At 48.7% G+C, this 19,006-nt stretch carries 12 protein-coding genes and 1 tRNA gene; all 13 read left to right on the forward strand.

Annotated elements, in window-relative coordinates:
• Nucleotides 1-79: 79 nt before the first annotated feature.
• Nucleotides 80-733, forward strand: a complete 654-nt coding sequence (locus tag J7K63_01040; protein ID MCD6233612.1) for a hemolysin III family protein — start codon at nt 80-82, stop codon at nt 731-733.
• Between the two features lie 128 nt (nt 734-861).
• Nucleotides 862-1,740 carry a YitT family protein gene (locus J7K63_01045; protein MCD6233613.1) on the forward strand — a complete coding sequence of 293 codons (879 nt, stop codon included), beginning with the start codon at nt 862-864 and terminating at the stop codon, nt 1,738-1,740.
• A 131-nt stretch (nt 1,741-1,871) separates the two neighbouring features.
• The gene (locus J7K63_01050; protein MCD6233614.1) at nt 1,872-5,261 is read left to right on the forward strand and encodes a family 10 glycosylhydrolase; all 3,390 of its coding nucleotides are present in this window, start codon (nt 1,872-1,874) and stop codon (nt 5,259-5,261) included.
• Between the two features lie 55 nt (nt 5,262-5,316).
• Nucleotides 5,317-7,146 carry a PQQ-binding-like beta-propeller repeat protein gene (locus J7K63_01055; protein MCD6233615.1) on the forward strand — a complete coding sequence of 610 codons (1,830 nt, stop codon included), beginning with the start codon at nt 5,317-5,319 and terminating at the stop codon, nt 7,144-7,146.
• A complete protein-coding gene (locus J7K63_01060; GenBank protein MCD6233616.1) occupies nt 7,143-8,054 on the forward strand; it encodes a class I SAM-dependent methyltransferase in 912 nt (303 codons plus the stop codon). Before J7K63_01055 ends, J7K63_01060 begins: the two co-directional genes overlap by 4 nt.
• Before the next feature lie 663 nt (nt 8,055-8,717).
• Nucleotides 8,718-8,790 (forward strand) — tRNA-Phe (locus J7K63_01065).
• 761 nt (nt 8,791-9,551) lie between these two features.
• A complete protein-coding gene (locus J7K63_01070) occupies nt 9,552-12,875 on the forward strand; it encodes a T9SS type A sorting domain-containing protein (GenBank protein ID MCD6233617.1) in 3,324 nt (1,107 codons plus the stop codon).
• 213 nt (nt 12,876-13,088) lie between these two features.
• Nucleotides 13,089-15,242 (forward strand): endonuclease, encoded by a 2,154-nt coding sequence (locus tag J7K63_01075; GenBank protein ID MCD6233618.1) that lies wholly within the window; start codon nt 13,089-13,091, stop codon nt 15,240-15,242.
• A gap of 413 nt (nt 15,243-15,655) precedes the next feature.
• Complete coding sequence (locus J7K63_01080; GenBank protein MCD6233619.1) at nt 15,656-16,750, forward strand: hypothetical protein; 1,095 nt, start codon at nt 15,656-15,658, stop codon at nt 16,748-16,750.
• A complete protein-coding gene (locus tag J7K63_01085) occupies nt 16,747-17,142 on the forward strand; it encodes a T9SS type A sorting domain-containing protein (protein ID MCD6233620.1) in 396 nt (131 codons plus the stop codon). Before J7K63_01080 ends, J7K63_01085 begins: the two co-directional genes overlap by 4 nt.
• Nucleotides 17,143-17,174: 32 nt before the next feature.
• Nucleotides 17,175-17,363 carry a four helix bundle protein gene (locus tag J7K63_01090; protein MCD6233621.1) on the forward strand — a complete coding sequence of 63 codons (189 nt, stop codon included), beginning with the start codon at nt 17,175-17,177 and terminating at the stop codon, nt 17,361-17,363.
• Nucleotides 17,360-18,421, forward strand: coding sequence for a hypothetical protein (locus J7K63_01095; protein MCD6233622.1), 1,062 nt, complete (start codon nt 17,360-17,362; stop codon nt 18,419-18,421). The genes J7K63_01090 and J7K63_01095 overlap by 4 nt, the downstream gene beginning before the upstream one ends.
• Before the next feature lie 83 nt (nt 18,422-18,504).
• The coding region (locus J7K63_01100) for a hypothetical protein (protein ID MCD6233623.1) at nt 18,505-19,006 on the forward strand (502 nt) is incomplete at its 3' end.

A 19,006-nucleotide genomic window follows, 5' to 3' on the forward strand; every position in this document is an offset into this window, starting at 1 on the left:
ACTGCCGACTCAGCATTCTGAACTCTTTTAATTCTTCCTGCAAATAGTTAAATTAATTACATTAAAAAGAAGGATTCCAATGAAAAAATCCACCCGGAAATTCCTCATGGATTATTCCACCTCCGAAGAGATTGCCAATGCTATCACCCACGGCATCGGCGTGCTGCTGAGCATTGCGGCACTGGTGATTTTGATTGAAAAAGCAGTTCGGGAAGGCACAACCTGGCATGTGATCAGCTATACCATATTTGGTGCCAGTATGATCTTGCTCTATCTCATGTCCACCCTTTACCACAGTCTGCCCTGGGCTGGTGCCCGGAACGTGTTTGCCCGCCTGGATCATTCCGCGATTTTCGTCCTGATTGCCGGGACCTATACACCCTATACCCTGACGGTACTCAGGGGTACCCGGGGATGGGTAATATTTGGTCTGGTCTGGGGAATTACTGTCGTAGGCGTGGTGCTGAAAACTATCTACCTGGATAAATATCATACCGCATCGACCTGGATCTACCTGGCCATGGGATGGCTTATCCTTATCGCCGGTCCCGATCTCTTCCGCCTGCTCTCCCATAAAAGCCTGGTTTACCTGATTGTCGGCGGTGTTTTCTACACCGTGGGATTTATTTTCTACCGCATGAAACGTGTTGCCTGGACCCATCCGATATGGCATCTTTTCGTTTTGGCCGGGACCCTCTTCCACTTTTTTTCGGTCCTTTATCTTACATCCTGACCCTTCCGGAATCCCCTCCTTTTAAATCCCTTCAATAAACCGGATTTTTCACCCGGCTTCTGTTTGACTCGCCGTAAATATTCAATAAATTATGCGTCTTTGAAATGCAGGCAGAGGGAGGAGATATCATGACAGAGAAAGAACTGATTTTACGCAAGACCATTCAGGATTATATCATGATCCTGGTGGGGGCTTTGCTTATGGCCGTGGCCTTTATGCTCTTTCTGATTCCCAATAAAGTCAATGCCGGCGGCGTGTCGGGCATTGCCACCATCCTCTATCATACCTACCACATTCCTGCCGGCCTTACCATGTTGGTGATCAATATTCCCCTCTTCCTCATGGGACTTTATTTCTTTGGAAAAAAGTTCGGCCTTAAAACCGTAACAGGCATTGTGGCATCTTCCACTTTTTCCGATTTGATCGATAAAGGATTGGGCTGGGGTGCTCTGACGGACAACAAACTGCTGGCAACTGTCTATGGCGGCGTTATCCTGGGAGCTGGACTGGGTATTATCTTCCGCGGCCGGGGAACCACAGGCGGCAGCGATATTGTGGCCCGGATTATCAATAAATTCTTCCATATCAGCCTGGGCTGGTCTTTTATGATTGTGGATACGGGCATTATCATCCTTACGGGATTCGTTTTTCAGGATGTGGAACTGGTCCTTTTCTGCCTCATCTCTCTGGCTCTCAGTTCAAAAGTGGTGGATATCATGGTGGAAGGACTCATGTCTGAAAAGGCCATCATGATCATCAGTGACGCCTGGGACGATATTGCCCGGCATATCATGCAGGAAGTCCACCGGGGGGTGACGGGACTCGATTCCCACGGGATGTATACTGATAAGGAACGGAAAACCCTCTACACCGTGGTGGCAACCCGCCAGGTGGAAGAAATCCGTCGGATTGTCCGCCAGATTGACCCCAATGCCTTTATGATTATTTCCAATGTGGCTATTCTCCAGGGCGAAGGTTTCAGGAGCCGGACCATTTTGAATGAGTAATCTTTTCCCGGTTTAAAAAACATCCTTTTTTACCTCTCCACCTGAATCACTCGTGTTTATTAAACTTTTTTGTGTTATTTTTAAACGTTATTTAGAAACTAAACTGTACGAAATGACAGGAGAGCGCAACCATGCGTCGGTTTTCACGATTTTATATATTGTTATTGCCTTTAGCCCTTCTTTTTTCACAGGAACCGGTGAATGAGGAATTCCGGGCGACGTGGGTTATTACCTGGAATGCCTACAGCGGAAACCTGAGCACAGAGCAATTGAAAGCCAGAACCCGCCAGATTCTCGATAATCATAAAAAAGCCAATATGAATGCGGTGCTCTGGCAGGTCCGCCAGGCAGGGACATCCTATTACAATTCACCTTTCGAACCCTGGGGTTATTACCTGGGCTATAAAGATCCCGGTTATGATCCATTGGAATATGCCATTCAGGAAGCCCATAAGCGGGGCATTGAAATTCATGCCTGGTTTAACGCCTTTCATACCTCCAGCTCACGTCCCGGAACTCCGGCTGCCGAACACCCCGAATGGGTTTGTCGGGATGCAGATGGCAATCCCATGCCCGATAATTACTGTCTTTCCCCCGGACTCGAAGCCGTGCGGGAATATACCCGGGATGTTGCCATGGATATTGTTAATCGTTACGATATCGACGGTCTCCATTTTGATTACATCCGCTGGAATGAATACAGCAGCAAAACGGTGAGCCTGGGGAGTGAGGAACCTTTTGACGGCAATTTTTCGCCGGAAATCATAGAGGGGATGGCCAAAGGATCGCGCTACCTTTACGATATTGAACACCCTTACAGCGGTGGTGTGCCGGACAGTCTCCCCGGGGTGCCTTATAGTTCCTGGGAAAGCTACTGGCGTCACAGCCTGGACCTTTTTATGGAAATGTTCCACGATTCGGTGCAGGCCGTCAAACCCTGGGTGAGAGTGAGCGTGGCTGCTCTGGGACGCTATAAAAAGTGGTCCGGCTACTATTCCGTCTATCAGGATGCGGCGAAATGGTTCAATGAAGGCTGGGTGGATCAACTGACCCCCATGCACTACCACTGGACAACCGGCGACGGTTTTGTCACGGCTCTGACTACGGACTGGGAACCGGAAATCCAGCCGGGAATTGCCGCAGGGCGATTTTATTCTGTAGGACCGGGAAGTTATAATTTTGGAACGGCCTGGAATAATCACCCCGGCGTGGTGAATGCATGTCGGCAGCTGGATTGGGTGGACGGCTTTCAGTTTTTCAGCTACGGGAGCTGGCAGGATATGCTCTACTGGGAAGAGGCAGGCGAAACTTTTTTCAGCCGCCGGACCCGCATGAAACCCCTCAGCTTTATCTCGGCAGATGCTCCGGAATATTTGCCTCTGATACTCCTGACCAAACAGGGTGAAATGAACTATTCCGTGTCATTTGATTTGCCCGAAAGTATTACCGACCCCTACTGGCTCGTGATTTATCGGACAGAATCCGACATCCCCAATCCCGATGTGGATGAAATTGTGGGAATGACCTTTGCCCCGGCGCCTTTCACCATTCAGGAATTTTTTGACGGAACCCAGCTGTTTTCCGGCAGATACGGTTATTACGGCATTGCCTATAACCGCTTTTGGAATCCGTCCCCGCCTTCGGAAATCGTCTATACCGATTCCATCATATCCTATCCCCCCGTTGTAGAATATTGTTCAGTGACTGACGGAGATACGGTATCCATCAACACAATAATTGAATTTGAGTTTTCAAAACGGATGGCACCGGTGGTTTTTGAGGAAAAAATTTCAATTCAACCGGAACCTCCGGCTATGAATTTCAGATGGGATCGCCCGAACTGGATCTCCGGAGGCAGGAAAGTGACTCTTTCTTTTACCTCCAATCTGGAGAATGATGCGGAATATACTCTCACACTCCCCGGAGATATCACCGATGCGGCCGGTATCCTCCTGGACGGCAACGGAGACCGGACCGGCGGGGATGCCTGGCAAATCAGCTTCCGGACCGACCTCCGGGATGATACACCGCCTGTCCTCATCAGTACACACCCGTCCGGTTATATTCCCCTCATTGATTTAACGGAACCGGTGGCCTTCTTTTTCAATGAAGAACTGGATCCTGCCACGGTAAGTCCGGAACGGATTACAGTCACGACAGACGGAATCAACATTTCAAAAGATGCCGTCCTGACCCCATGGAAAGGGGGAACCGTCGTCAGTGTCCGCGCCTATTCCAGGCTTGTCTCCAACGCTCCCGTCACCGTGACCCTCAATTCCGGTGTTGCCGATACACTGGGCAATGCAATCGATGAGCCTGTCACCCTCACCTGCAACACAAAAGATTATTACTATCACGAACATAAAATACTGGATGATTTTATGGGAGAGGGGGATTGGAAGGATCCTACCTTTTCCGGCACAACCCATGGGGTATTGCCTGCCGGATCTTCCTTTAACAACTCATCGGAGGATAATTATCTTCCCGGTTCGGCCTATGAAGAGAATGACCGACGATCCGGGCGCCTGACATACCAGTGGGATATGGAATCCACCGAAGGCTGGCTCCTCCGGGACCATATTGCCTACAGTCCGCCTACTCAAGTCCCCATCGATACCAGCTGGACTCTTCAGGCTTTTGTCTATGGTGACAGCAGCTTGAACCTTTTCCGTTTTTCACTTTACGAAAACGGCGGATCGGACATTGCGGAAGTCTCAAAATGGGATACCATTGACTGGATCGGCTGGAAACTTCTGGAATGGGATTTGGGCGACCCTTCTCAAATTGGGGAATGGATCGGAAACGGGCTCATGGATGGCTCCTCCTATACACTGGAAAGTTTTCAGATGACTCGAACGGAAAACAGTGCCGAATCGGGCATAATCTGGCTGGATGATTTCCGCCTGGTGAAAAAAACACCCGGACAGGCACCGCCGAATCAGCCGCCGGTGATCGAGAGCGTTCCCGATACTTCGGTGGAACAGGGCAAAAGCCTGCGTCTTTTTATCTTTTATGAGGATCCGAACCCGGGTGATACTCACCGTTTTATCTGTGAGTCCGATACAGCTGATGTGTGGTTCCGGATTATGGGGCACAACTCCGGAGACCGGATCTACATACGAACTGCCGAGACCTTTGCCGGACAGGCTAACATCCGGATTATAGTCCGGGATATGGGCGTGGGTGAACTGACCGATACTACGGCCTTCGTTCTCACAGTCAAGCCGGTCACTTCCGTGAAAGTTCCCGGTATTCCCCGGGAATTTGCTCTCCACGGAAATTATCCGAACCCCTTTAATCCCCTGACTACCATCCGTTTTGATGTTCCCGAACAGCAGCATGTCCGCCTGGCCGTGTACGATGTCCGGGGTGCCCTTGTCACCAAACTGGTGAACGGAATCCGCTACCCCGGAGTCCATGAGGTTACATTCGATGGTTCACGATATGCTTCCGGGCTCTATTTGATTGCCATGCAAGCCGGGGATTTTAAGTCGGTCCGGCGGATGATATTGATTAAATAGGGAGAATTTTTGCTTTAAAGGAAAGGGAAACTTCATAAAAAATTGGAGAAAAGTTATGAAACGCATTCTTCTATTACTCCTTCTGCTATCTACATGCATCTTTGCCGGAGATACACTCCGCTTTGCCTGGATATCTGATCTTCATACCAGCAGTGCATCCGCCCAGCGGGATCTGGCCCGGGCAGTCCGTGATATTAACAGCCGGGATGATCTGGATTTTGTCATTGTGTCAGGTGATCTGACCGATTATGATTTGCCCGGTCACATTGCACGTGCAAAAAAGATTCTGGACAGTTTGTCTCTTCGCTACCTGGCTATTCCCGGAAACCATGAATATAAATGGACCTACAGCGGCGGGGAAGAGTATCTCCACGTGTTCGGATATGACCGTTTTAACGAAACATTCGGCGATTTCCGCTTCATCGGTTTTCATCAGGGTCCCCTCCTCCGCATGGGGGATGGCTTTGTGGCCCCGAAGGATGTTCGTTGGCTCCGGGAACAAATGAAGAATGCCGGCGAGAACGAAAAAATAATTGTTATTACCCACTATCCCATCGATTCATCGGTCCGCAACTATCGGGATATCCTCGCGATTCTCCGGACGAAAAATGTGCAGGCCATCATGCACGGACATCACCATCGTAATGCCGTGGCAAATTATGGCGGCATTCCGGGAATCCTGGGCCGGTCCACCCTGGCCCGCAATGATGAGGGAGGATACAACATCGTCACCCTGACGGATGATTCTCTCATTGTGCAGGAAAAAATCACCGGTGGTGAACTGAAAGCACCCTGGCATGCCATGGCACTCCGGGATGAACGGGAAACCGATTATGAACCGATAGAACCGGCGGATTATTCCGTGAATGAAAAATATCCGGAGGTGGAAGCGCTGTGGACGAAGGAATTGCACTCCCTGATTGCCGGCGGACCGGCGGTTACCTATTCCCAAGTGATTGTCGGACTCAATAATGGAGATGTGGTGGCTCTGAAACGGCGGAACGGGAAAGAGTTGTGGCGTTTCCATACGGGCGGGCCCGTTTTGGGGACACCCGTTATCGAAGGCAGTGTGGTGATTGTGGCATCAGCCGACTCCTGCGTGTACGGCATCCACCTGAGGAAAGGCAAAGAATTGTGGAAAGTGAAAGGGGATATGCCCTTTGTCTCGTCTGCCGCCGTCAGGGACGGGAATGCCTATATCGGTGGCAGTGACGGGAAAATCCGTTGTATCAGTATATCCGACGGGACTGTAAACTGGATCTACGATGGGGTGAAACAATATATTGAAGCCACACCGGCCGTCACCCGGGAACACGTGATAGTCGGCGCTTGGGACCGTTATTTGTACGCGCTGGATCGTTTTACTGGCAAGCTGGATTGGAAATGGGCCGGACCCATGGCCGGTGTTCTCTATTCACCGGCCGTATGCCAGCCGGTTGTATCCAACGGAGTGGTCTTTATTGTAGCACCGGACCGGGTGATGACGGCCCTGGATGAAAAAACCGGAGAGGTGATCTGGCGGACTGCTGAACACATGGTACGGGAAAGCATCGGAATCTCGGAAGATAAAACCCGGGTCTATGCCCGGACCATGCAGGATTCGGTGGCGTGTATGGATGCCACGGCCAAGGAACCGGTCACCCTGTGGAAAACTTTCGGCGGTTTCGGGTATGATATCGGCATGGCGCCGCCGGTTGAAAAAGACGGCGTGCTTTTTTATCCTACCCAGCGGGGAGAAATCCACGCCATGGATCCCCTGACGGGCAAAATTCTCTGGAAACACCGGCTCAGTACGGCTTTGGTGAATCCCGTCTTCCCCCGGAGCGATGATGATCTGGTGGTGACAACCATGGATGGCAAAGTGGCCAGAGTGATTGTGAAATGACCCACACACCCACCCAACCCCTCACCCGGATCGAATGTCCCCTCTGCGGCAATCCTGAAAGTTTTGATGTTATGCGGGTTCAGGACTGGCTGGTGACTCAGAACTGGTTCACACTCATGGAGTGTCCACGTTGTACCGGCCGTTTTATCCAGCCTTTTCCCCGGGAGGATGAACTCCCAGCCTATTATCAGTCCGAAGCCTATATTTCCCACACCGATACCAAAAAAGGTCTCATCAACCGGTTGTACCGCCTGGCCCGGAAAGAAACCCTCCGTTCCAAACGTCGCCGAATTGAAAAAGCAAGCGGTTTAAAAAAAGGGAAGTTGCTGGATTTTGGGGCGGCAACGGGACACTTTCTACATACCATGCAACAGGCCGGGTGGGATGTGACCGGCGTGGAACCTGATGAAAGAGCACGGAAACGGGCAAAAGAACATTTCGGCCTTACGATTTTACCCCGGGAGGATTTATTAAGGCTGCCGGAAAAATCCTTCGATGTTATTACACTGTGGCATGTACTGGAACATATTCATGATTTGCATGGAACCTTGGATTGCCTGAAGTGCCTTTTGAAACCGTCCGGGATTCTGGTTGTGGCCGTGCCGAATTACCTCAGTTACGATGCCGGGTTTTACGGTAAGTACTGGGCTGCCTGGGATCCGCCGAGACACCTGTATCATTTTACGCCTGAAGCCATGGAGCAGGTCATGTCATCCCACGGACTCAGGATTATATCCCGGCGCCGTATGCATTTGGACAGTTTTTATATCTCCCTCCTCAGTGAAAAAATCCATAAGCGCAATTCACCCATTCGGGGATTGATTGTAGGGAAAATCTCCTGGCTAAAATCCCTGTTTCAGCCGGAAACATGTTCTTCGATTACATATTTTGTGACGAGTGACGAGTAACAATGTGCGAGGGTGAAAGAGCACTGCCGGACTTTAGCCCGGTTGGCAGGTAGAATTGATCATAGCCCTGGACTTCAGCCTAAGGAATATTGAATAAATAATATTCATACATTAGGATATATAATTTATAATATTATCTTGCATTGCCCTCGATTTCGGTGTATTTTACCCCTCGGGGTGGGGGGAGTCATCTAAGCGAAATCATATATCCTGTTTCTCTTATAATCTCGGTTTTAAATCGTTGATTTTTAAGAAGTTAGAAGTTGGAGGCTGGAAGTTTGCGTCGCTTCGCTCCTGGTGTATGAATCAAACCAATCTCCCTCTGCGTTTCTGCGTTCACTGACTACTGCCGACTGCTGACTAAAAAAGTGACGCGTGACGCGTGACGAGTGGCCCAATTGACCAATCCTGTCGACTGATGACTGATGACTGATGACTGCCGGCTGACAACTGCCGACTGCTGACTAAAAAAGTGACGCGTAACGCGTGACGCGTGACGAGTGGCCCAATGACCATCCCTGTCGACTGATGACTGATGACTGATGACTGCCGGCTGACAACTGCCGACTGCCGACTTTATAACTTTCGACTTAGAAACTTCTTGACTGATAAGGCAAGACTTCTCTAAATTGCCACGCTTTTTGAGAATGATTTCACGCGAGTGGCTCTGTAGCTCAGTCGGTAGAGCAGGGGACTGAAAATCCCTGTGTCGCTGGTTCGATTCCGGCCGGAGCCACGTAAAAAAAAAGCCCTGCATCTCTGCGGGGCTTTTTTTAATTCTAAATTCTAAATTTTGAATGCCGAATTGAATGAAGAATGAAGAATTTTTTCCTCCCGCGGAGCGCGAAGGGACGATGGGACGAAGGGGGGGTAGCGATGTCCGCTATTTTTTCTTGTGTTGTTTTGTGGGTAGGATCATTATGGTGCTTTTTACAGGAAGAAAATGGCACTAATTACAGGGAATAAGCAAACAATGATAAAAAAATCATGTTGGTTTATGAGGATAAATACACGGAGAAATATTAAACCCTGAAATGTTTATCGTTTTTCCAATGTACAGGATTGTTTATAATGTATTTCCGGATTCTGTTCAATTCATTATCGTTACGGATAATGTGTTCGTAATAATTGCGTTGCCACACCACGTATGTATCCGTGTTTTGCCGGAACCATTGGGTCACCCCGATTTTAAACCCGCGAATGATGGACCCTATGGTTTTAGATGTACCCCGCGGCCGTCGCAGGGGCGAAAATTTTTTCGTCTCAATATTGTTGTTCACCGGTATATCATTTTTCGCCCCTATTTTCCACACAGGAAAATGACTATGTTTTTGTTTCAGTCCGGGTTGTTTATAAATTACATGTATAAAGAATTCAACTGAAATGTAAAGGAAAATACACTCATCCGGACGCTCATAACCAATTTTACAGAGCTTTTGTCGTTCATTTTTGTTCTTGTTACGTATTCTCTGTCCGGTAAATAAAAAGGGGGACTTTATGCATATTCCGAATGGTGTTAAAAAAAGATTTACTGCAATGCTTATTCTGGGAACCTGCCAGATGCTTCTGGCTGCAAGTCCAAGGATTCTCATAGACGGACGTTTTGACGACTGGTCCGGCCAGGCTGATCTGTGGACCTCGTCCGCAACGGATAGCGACGGTAATGTGACATTCCAAACCCTCAAAGCTTCCAATGATGATAATTTCCTTTTTATCTATTTTAAAACAGCCGAGACCTTTTCCCTTCAGGAAGATTATGCCCTCAAACTCTATGTGGATACGGACAATAACAGTTCAACCGGCCTGTCTGTGGACGGTATCGGCGCTGACATCGAGTTTACCTTTAATCAGCGGTCCGGTGTGATGCACCTGAGTTCAAATACAAGTATTTCCTTTTCGGACCTTTTCATGGTGACGGCACCGACGGTCTGGTCCGATGAGTATGAATTCAGCATCAGCCGGCACACGGAAAGTCCTTCTGGTCAGCCTGTTTTTACAGCCCCGTCCGTACGGTTTTTGATGAAGGATGAATCGGTCTCTTCACTACATGCATCGAAAACATCGGCCGTCACATATACCTTTGCTTCAGAAGCTCCGGAACCTCTCCCCGCATATTCCCTTCAAAAGAAAAATGCAGATTATCTGCGGACGCTGAGCCACAATGTGGAATTCGACGGCTTTTTTGAATCGGAAAACCTCTCAGCCTATGAACGCCTGTATGGAGTGATAAATCCTGATATTATCGGTTTTTCTGAAATTTATAACCATTCCGATGAGGATTTATCTGCCCGGCTGGAAGCAATCCTCCCCTCACCCCAGGGAAAATCCTGGAATGCGGCCCATGTCTATGATAATTTTCTCGCCACCCGGTACACCATCCTGGGGCAATATGCCTGCGGAGGATATGGAAACGGGGCGTTCTATCTTGATTTACGTCCGGACTACCAGGCCAATGCACTGGTTATTGTAGGCCATCCCCCTTGCTGTTCCAGTAACGATGCCTATCGTTCCGATGAAATTGACGCGATTGCCGCTTTTATCCGGGATGCAAAAGCTCCCGGCGGGAATCTGACCCTTCCCGAAAATACACCTATTCTCATCCTTGGGGATATGAATCTGGTTGGGAACCCTCATCAATGGACAACCCTTTTAACAGGTGATATCGATGATGAAGCACGCTTCGGACCGGATTTTACTCCGGACTGGGATAATTCAGTTTTTGAGGATGCCATGCCTTACGTGACCGGTTTACCCATGGCATTTACCCAGGGTGTCGGGACCTATCCCGGCAGTTATGCTAAGGGGCGGCTGGATGTGACGCTTTACTCCGGATCGGTTTTGGATCTGAAAAACAGCTTTGTCCTGTATACAAACGCACTGCCGGTTGATTCCCTGAATATGTATCAATTACAATCAGATGATACAGAATCTGTCAGTGACCACTTCCCCCTGGTCAGCGATTTTCAGGTCAGCATAGACCAGAACTATACCATATCGGACATAAGGATCAACGACAATACCGGGATTCCCGTCTTTTTGAATCAGGTCGTAACGGTCACCGGGATCGTGACCTCCTCGGATGCATTCGGATCATCCGGTCCGGCTTCTATGCAGGATGACCATGCCGGTATATCTATTTACGGCACCAACCTGGTTTCTCAACTCAATACCGGGGATGTGATTACAATAACATCACCGGTGGGATTTTTCAGGGGATTAACGCAATTTGTTTATCAGGCAGGAATTTCCAATATCACGGTCCATGAAAACGTCACCCTGCCATCCCCAACAATTGTAAGCATCCCGGATATCCTCAATCAGGCATGGGACGGATTTGAAGCCCTGGAAGGAATGCTGATCAGAGTGAATCATGTTGCGTTTGTCAATCAGGGGGATTTTGCCGCGGCGACAAATTATCCCGTAACAGACGGGGAATATACACTGGATGTCCGTATAGATGATCAGGTGGATCTTGTGGGGACACCCATTCCCACAGGCGAAGTGAGTATTACAGGGATTTTAAGTCAGTTCGATTCAAGTTCTCCCTATAGCAGCGGATATCAATTGTTACCGCGATCCCTGGATGATATTGTCCCTTCGGAGCCCCTTGAGGGTTTTATGCTCCTCTCCCCGGAACCGTCGGCAAGTCTTTCCAATCAGACGCCGGTTTTCAAATGGCGCTCTTTGCCGAAAACCGATTCCATGGATACGATTCGGTATACACTCTTTCTGGATTGCCCGGACCCGGGAGTACGTAAATTCCAGGCCGGGACAGATACTGTATATATGTTAGATGAAAATCTGTCGGATAATACACAATATTTCTGGAAAGTATCCGCCCGGAATACGGAAGGGAATACATGGGATAATTTTGGAGGATATCGGTCGTTTATAATCAATACAGGCAATGAAAATCCTTCCGTACCTCATCCGCTTACTCCCGATTCGGTCATCGTTCTGACACTCAAACCGAAATTTATATGGACACCTTCAACGGATCCTGATCCGGGGGATTATATTACATATCAAATGATTCTCAGGTCGAAGACATCTTCAGTGACCATCACGAGTGATTCTAATAGTTGTAAAGTCGTTGAAGCATTAAAGGATAATGATGAATATACATGGTATGTGAAAGCTCTGGACACCCATTCAGGATATTCTCTTTCGACCAGCGCCACATTCTGGACGGATTTGTTCCCCGAGCCTCCCGTTCCCTTCAACACAATTCATCCGGGTGATGGCGAGAGAGTCAATGAACCCATGGTAACCCTTATTTGGCAAAATGCTGTGGATCCCGATCCTCTGGATTATTCAACGTACACGGTAAAATTCAAATCGACGCATCCGGACAGTGTGGTATGGCATGAAATAGATGTCGGCACGGACACAAGCCTTACACTGAACCTGACGACGGAAAACCGTTATGAATGGCAGGTGATTGCGAAAGATGATGATGGCCATGAAGTGATAAGCAACCGGGGCGAATTATCCGGTTTTGATGTGGGGGATGTTGCCGGATTGGAAAGCAATGGTGTACCTCAGGACTTTTTTCTCAGCCAAAATTTCCCAAATCCCTTTAATCCCGTCACGACCATTCAATACGGATTGCCTGAAATTTCCGATGTCACCCTCACGATATATGATATTTCAGGCAGAATTGTCAGTCAATGGTTTATCCCCCGTCAACAAGCCGGCCGCCATGATGTAATATGGGATGGTACGAATCGGCAGGGACATCCGATATCCACAGGCATGTATCTCTACAGCCTGAAAGCCGGTGATTTCAGGGAAATAAAAAAGATGGTGTTTATGAAATAATCCATAAAAATATATTTTAAGGATACAGGCAAAAAAACAAAACCACCTTTAACCGGGTGGTTTTCTTCAAATTCTTAATAAAAATTTACAAGGCGCTGTTTGATCTGACACACAAAGAATGAAACCAAGTGCCGTTCCCTTAAAATTATTTCTGTAAGCTTTATAAGATTTTTATTATCTTAGCACATTAGAATATTCTTATAAAAGGGATCCGTGATCATAAAACATATCCTCTTGTTCTTCCTGCTCTTTTCTGTTCTCGGTGCTGCAATTCCTGAAGGGTATTATAACAGTGCTTCGGGAAAAAGTGGTCAGGAATTGCAATCTGCCCTCCATAAAATTATCCGCGGACACATACCGAAAACCTATGATGATGTGTGGACATGCCTGGAACAGACCGATGAAGATCCTCTGAACAGCAACAATGTCATTCTTTTATACACCGGCAGGTCCCAGGAAAAAGAGTACCGGGACCAGGGGACATCGGTGGATTATTCCCAATATGACGGGGGAGAGGGTATATACAATGATTCCTGGAACCGTGAACACGTGTGGCCCAAATCCCATGGTTTTCCGGATGAATCGGATACAGCCTACACGGACATTCATCACCTGCGCCCGGCGGACAGGACCGTCAATTCGTCCCGGGGGACGAAAGATTTCAGCTGGGGGGATACCTGGCATGACGAAGCAACGGAGTGTAAAGTTTCTGATACAGCCTGGGAACCCCGGGATGCCGTGAAAGGCGATGTAGCCCGGATGATTTTTTATATGAGTGTACGATATGAAAACACCGGGGATTACGACCTTGAGATGGTGGATTTTATTCCCACCGATGAATACACACCCTCCCTGGGGAAAAAATCCACACTCCTCCAATGGCATCAGTCCGATCCGGTGGATGATTTTGAAAGAAACCGTAATGACGTCATCTACACCCTCCAGGGGAACCGGAATCCCTTCATTGACCATCCCGAATATGCGGATGCCATCTGGGGCAGCACACCCAATGCGCCCTCGGATTTGACCGTAAGCAACGAGACAGACTCCTCCGTGACCCTCACCTGGACGGACCAGTCCGATAATGAAGATGGTTTTTACGTTTACGTGGATGGGAATCTGAGAAAAACCGTAGGGGAAAATATTACCACAGCCGACATCACATCCTTGCTTTCCGGCAACAGTTATACCTTCGGTGTGAGTGCCTATAATACGGCCGGGGAATCTGCAACCGTATCCGTTGCCGGATCAACCACGGGAGGCGCGGCGGGTCCCTTGTATATCAGTGAAGTTGCCGATGCGTCGGGGACCGGGAACTATATTTACGAATATCTGGAAATACACAATTTCGGAACCGGTGTGGTGGATGCCGGGGGATATATCTTTCGACAAATCGAATCCACCCAATCGTATACCATCCCGTCAGAGATCCATATCAACGGGAAAGGTTTTCTCATCATCGGCCGTAATGCCAATCAATCGGCTTTTGAATCCTTTTGGGGGGTCACCCTGGGGAGTGATGTGGTTTATCTGAATTCCGGCAATACCTTTCCCCTCATCAATGGGGATGAACACTATCTTCTGGAGGATGGAACCGGCGACGCTTTGGATCCGGCAGATGGAAGTTACACCGCTCGGGCGGTGAGTGCCGGAAGCCGGGTTTATCGCCTGAATACAGGCAATGCTCTGGAGGATTGGGGAAGCAGCAGCGATACAGAAGCCACTCCCGGAAGCCTGGATGCCGATCAATCCCTCCCCGTCACCCTCTCCGCCTTTACGGCCAAAGCGGTGAAAGGAACCGTGGTGCTGGAATGGGAGACGAGTGCGGAAGTCGAAAACCAAGGGTTTGTTATCAGTCGACAGTCAACAATCGACAGTCGACAGTTGGAAGTTATCGCAAGTTTTGCTACGGATGATGCGCTGACAGGACAGGGGAGTACGACGGAAACGACCCGATACCGTTATGTAGATAAAACCGTAGAACCGGGGAAAACCTATGTGTACACCCTGGCGGATGTGGATTATGCGGGGAATGAAACAATTCTGAAAGAGGTTGAGGTTGAGGTTGAGGTTGAGGTTGAGGTTGAGGGGGCAGTTATAGCCGATGGCTATGCTCTGGATCCGGTCTATCCCAATCCCTTCAATGCCACCCTGACCATCCCCTTTACCCTCACCGAATCCATGAACGTCTCCATCGAACTCTACAGCATTACCGGCCAAAAAATGATGACTGTGGTGAACCGTGAATTCGGCGCCGGGTCCTATGATTATACCGTCACAACAGATGATCTCTCCTCCGGCATCTATTTGATTCGGACCGCCTTCGACCGGCAAATCCATACACAAAAAGTGGTTCTGCTGAAATAAGTAAATAATGCATACATCAGATAAAAGCCACCTGAATATTCAGGTGGCTTTTTTTATCTTGTGATTATTCCTATTATATGACTCAAGACTCTTAATTTTCCAATGTCCTGTCATCGAGTCCCATGTTTCTAAACCCTCCTTGTCTCTCATCCCTCGTCCCTCGTTACTCAATTCCCTGCTGACTGGTGATTTTCAACTACCGACTTTCGACTCATAAAATCCCATTCCACTGCCTCTCAGTGCACTTTGCAGGAGAAATAACTCTCAACTCAAAATTCCAACTCAGAGGCAGAACACGTTCTGCCTCTACGTCTCTCCATTCACCACTCTAAACTCCAATAGTAGTTAATAGTTGAACAACTAATTTTTTTTTGTTAAACTATTTTAACGTCTAACCAAATAAAGGAAAAACAATGAAACATACGCTCCGGTTTATTGTTGTTTTCGCTGTATTGTCCGTTTCTTTTGCCTATGCCGCCGGGGATACACTGTCCTTTACGATTACTGTTACGGAAAATCTGCCGGACTGGGCCAATCTCCAGTATCCCGGCGGAGGAGCGGGAATCCTGGGTGAGGATTTTATCGTCTATGGGCAGGTTTATGAACCGGGGGTGACCGATGCCAGCGGTGAGGGGACGGCTATCACGGCTCAGATGGGGATTTCCACCGCCGATACTGATCCTTCCGGCACCGGGTGGACCTGGCACGAAGCCGCCTATAACACGGATTCCGGCAATAACGACGAATATATGCTGAATTTGAAAAATATCATTACCGAAGCCGGTGTGTATTATATCGCCACCCGCTATTCCCTGGATGGGACAAACTGGGTTTACGGCGGATACAGCGAAGGTGGCGGTGGGATTTGGGACGGATCCTCCTATGTAAGTATTCAGGTGACGTTTGAACGGGGGAACGACGCACCGGTCCTGACGGCTCCTGCAACTCTTGCCATGACCGAGGATACGCCCCATCAGCTCACACTCCGGGCTACGGATGCCGATGGTGATCCCGTTTCTTTTTCCGTCTGGGGCGGATCAACGGAAACCGTTCATCCCTCCCTGTCTCAGGATTCCATCCTTACCCTGACACCGGCAGCGAACTTCTTTACCGGTCCCGGCGATACGATTCACATCTACGCCCGGGCCTATGATGCCTTCCTCGGCGCGGATACGGTCCACATGAAAGTCACCGTGGCCAGTGTCAACGATGTGCCTGTCATTGCGGCCCGGAATGATACATCTGCCCTGGAAGGGGAAACCCTCACATTTACACTTAGGGCCAGCGATGCAGACGGCGAAGCCCTCACCTGGTCATCCCAGAATCTGCCGGATGGCGCCACGTTTACCGATAATGAGGATAACACGGCGACTTTCTCCTGGACTCCCAATTACGATCAGGCCGGGGTTTATGAGGATATTTTGTTTATCGTCACGGATGGTGCCGGTGCCAAAGGTGTGATGCGCGTGGCCCCGCCCCGTCAACTCAAACCGGGGACGGTTCGATGAAACGCCTGAGAATATTCCTGCTCCTCTGCCTGTTCACAGCTCCGGCAATGCTTTGGCCTGCCGCAGACACCCTCAGCATGACCATTACCATCCATAACGTGAGCGGACTCGATGATGCCGGCATTCCTACCGATTTCCGGCTCCATGCACCTTATCCCAATCCCTTTAATCCGTCGGTGACCATTCAACTGGATATTCCGGAACAGAGCTATGGTGTGGTTCGCATTTTTGATGTTCAGGGACGTGAAGTTGCACAGCTTTTTGAGGGGAATTTACAAGCGGGAACGCATGAATGGATCTGGAATGGGGGAAAACTGGCGACGGGGATCTATCTAGTGCGTGTGACGGCCGGGGAGTGGAATGGGTTGAGGAAGATGATTTTGTTGAAATAGTAGGTGGGATGTGGTAGGTGGTAGAAATGGGGATGAGTATGGGGAAAATTGAGCAGTTCACGGATTTGGAGGTTTGGAAGAATGCCCATGCCTTTGTTCTGGAGGTCTATCGGGTGACGGAAGGTTTCCCAAAAACGGAAATGTACGGACTCACGTCCTGGTTCCGGAGCGTGGTGGTGTCCGTTGCGGCCAATATCGCAGAAGGATTCAAAAAACTATGAAACATAAATATCTGTTGACCCTGACCCTGTTTACCACAATTTTGAATGCACAAGTCTGGCTGCCGGGTGATCATAACAGCTGGGCTTTGGACGGAACATCGGAAATGACGTTGAAATCCGGGTTGGGCGGTGACAGTTACTATGGGATAACCCTTTCCACACCAGCTCAGGGCAATCAGTTTAAAATTGCATACAATAGTTGGGACAACACCTGGGCATCAGGATATTGGCTACCGGGAAGCGAGACTACTGATAAGAGCTGGAATATTCCCTGGAACGGAGATAATATGCATCTGGACGGGGATAATTATGCATCCTTGAAATCTTATCTGCATATTTCAGTGCATGATCCGTCCTTACATTTGAATACAAGTATTCCGTTGGGTATGCAGACACTCAGTGCATCGCCTGCCACTATCCTCACCGTGTCACAAGTTGGACAACTCCGGCAGGATGGAAGTTATACAACGGCCCATGCCAGCGATACGGTGTTTATCACGACGGATAAGGTGTTGAGTCCCGAAGAAAAGCTCTATATCCGCTACGGGGTGAACGGTTTTGAGATGGACGGGTTTATCCGGGCGGTTTCAGCAGGGGGGACGGATTATTACGCCATCCTGCCCAATGACGCCGGTCGGGGGGATACGACTCACTACTACGCCCTGACCACAACCCTCAGCTACAGTGAAGGTGGGGACCTTGATTTAAACACCGACCTTCTTACCCTGGTCTGGAATACAAACAGCGGCGCCAACTGGCAGGTGATTTCCAATATTAACCAGCCGCCGGTGATTCAAACTGTAATCGGAGATCAGTCCATCGAAATCGGTGAGACTCTCAGCCTGGACCTTACGGCCACGGATGCAGACGGGGATTCCCTGTTTTGGCAGGCCCTGGAAAAACCGGAAGGCGCAACCCTGACAGACAACGGGGACGGGACCGCCGTCTTTTCCTGGACACCCGGGTCATCCGATACCGGCACCCACACCGTAACCCTGGTTGTTCGTGACACGGCCGAACAGTCCCAGACCCTCACAGTGGACCTGAAACAGGAATAAACCCCTTGAAAAAAGATTGTTTTACACAAAAAATGAAAGTAAAATAATTAAGACAATGAAAACGCATTGAATGGAGGTGGATGATGAAAAGAGTGGTTATAGTTTTTTTTATTCCAATTTGTCTTTTAGCAAATCCTTGGGGGCATCGTTATTCCACGATTCAAGATTGGGAGAACGGAGAATTTAATATTACTTTAGGTGAAAAAATAAATTTTTCTGTTGAATGGGGTGAAGGAGATTGGACAAATTCGAGTTTGGGATATGGTACAAGTAACGATGGAACGAATTGGACATGGCAAGATCTTCCATGGTTTGAAGATGGAGAAGGAACAAATAAACGATGTAGTACACAAGTCCAATTTGAGTCTTCAGGAACATATTATTATGCATATAGATTGATTAAAAATGAAGAGACAACATATCAATTTGGATCAGATGAATGGAGCGAAAACGCAAATAATTTACAAGCACAAAATACTGTTAAATTAACTGTCAATGCAATCCCCAATCCTACAAATGTTTCCGTTATTAGGAATAGTGAAAATCCTAATACAGCAATGGATCTTTCGTGGGATGCTTCAGGAA

This window comes from Candidatus Neomarinimicrobiota bacterium (assembly GCA_021157965.1).
In the GTDB taxonomy this organism is placed as follows: domain Bacteria; phylum Fidelibacterota; class Fidelibacteria; order Fidelibacterales; family Fidelibacteraceae; genus Fidelibacter.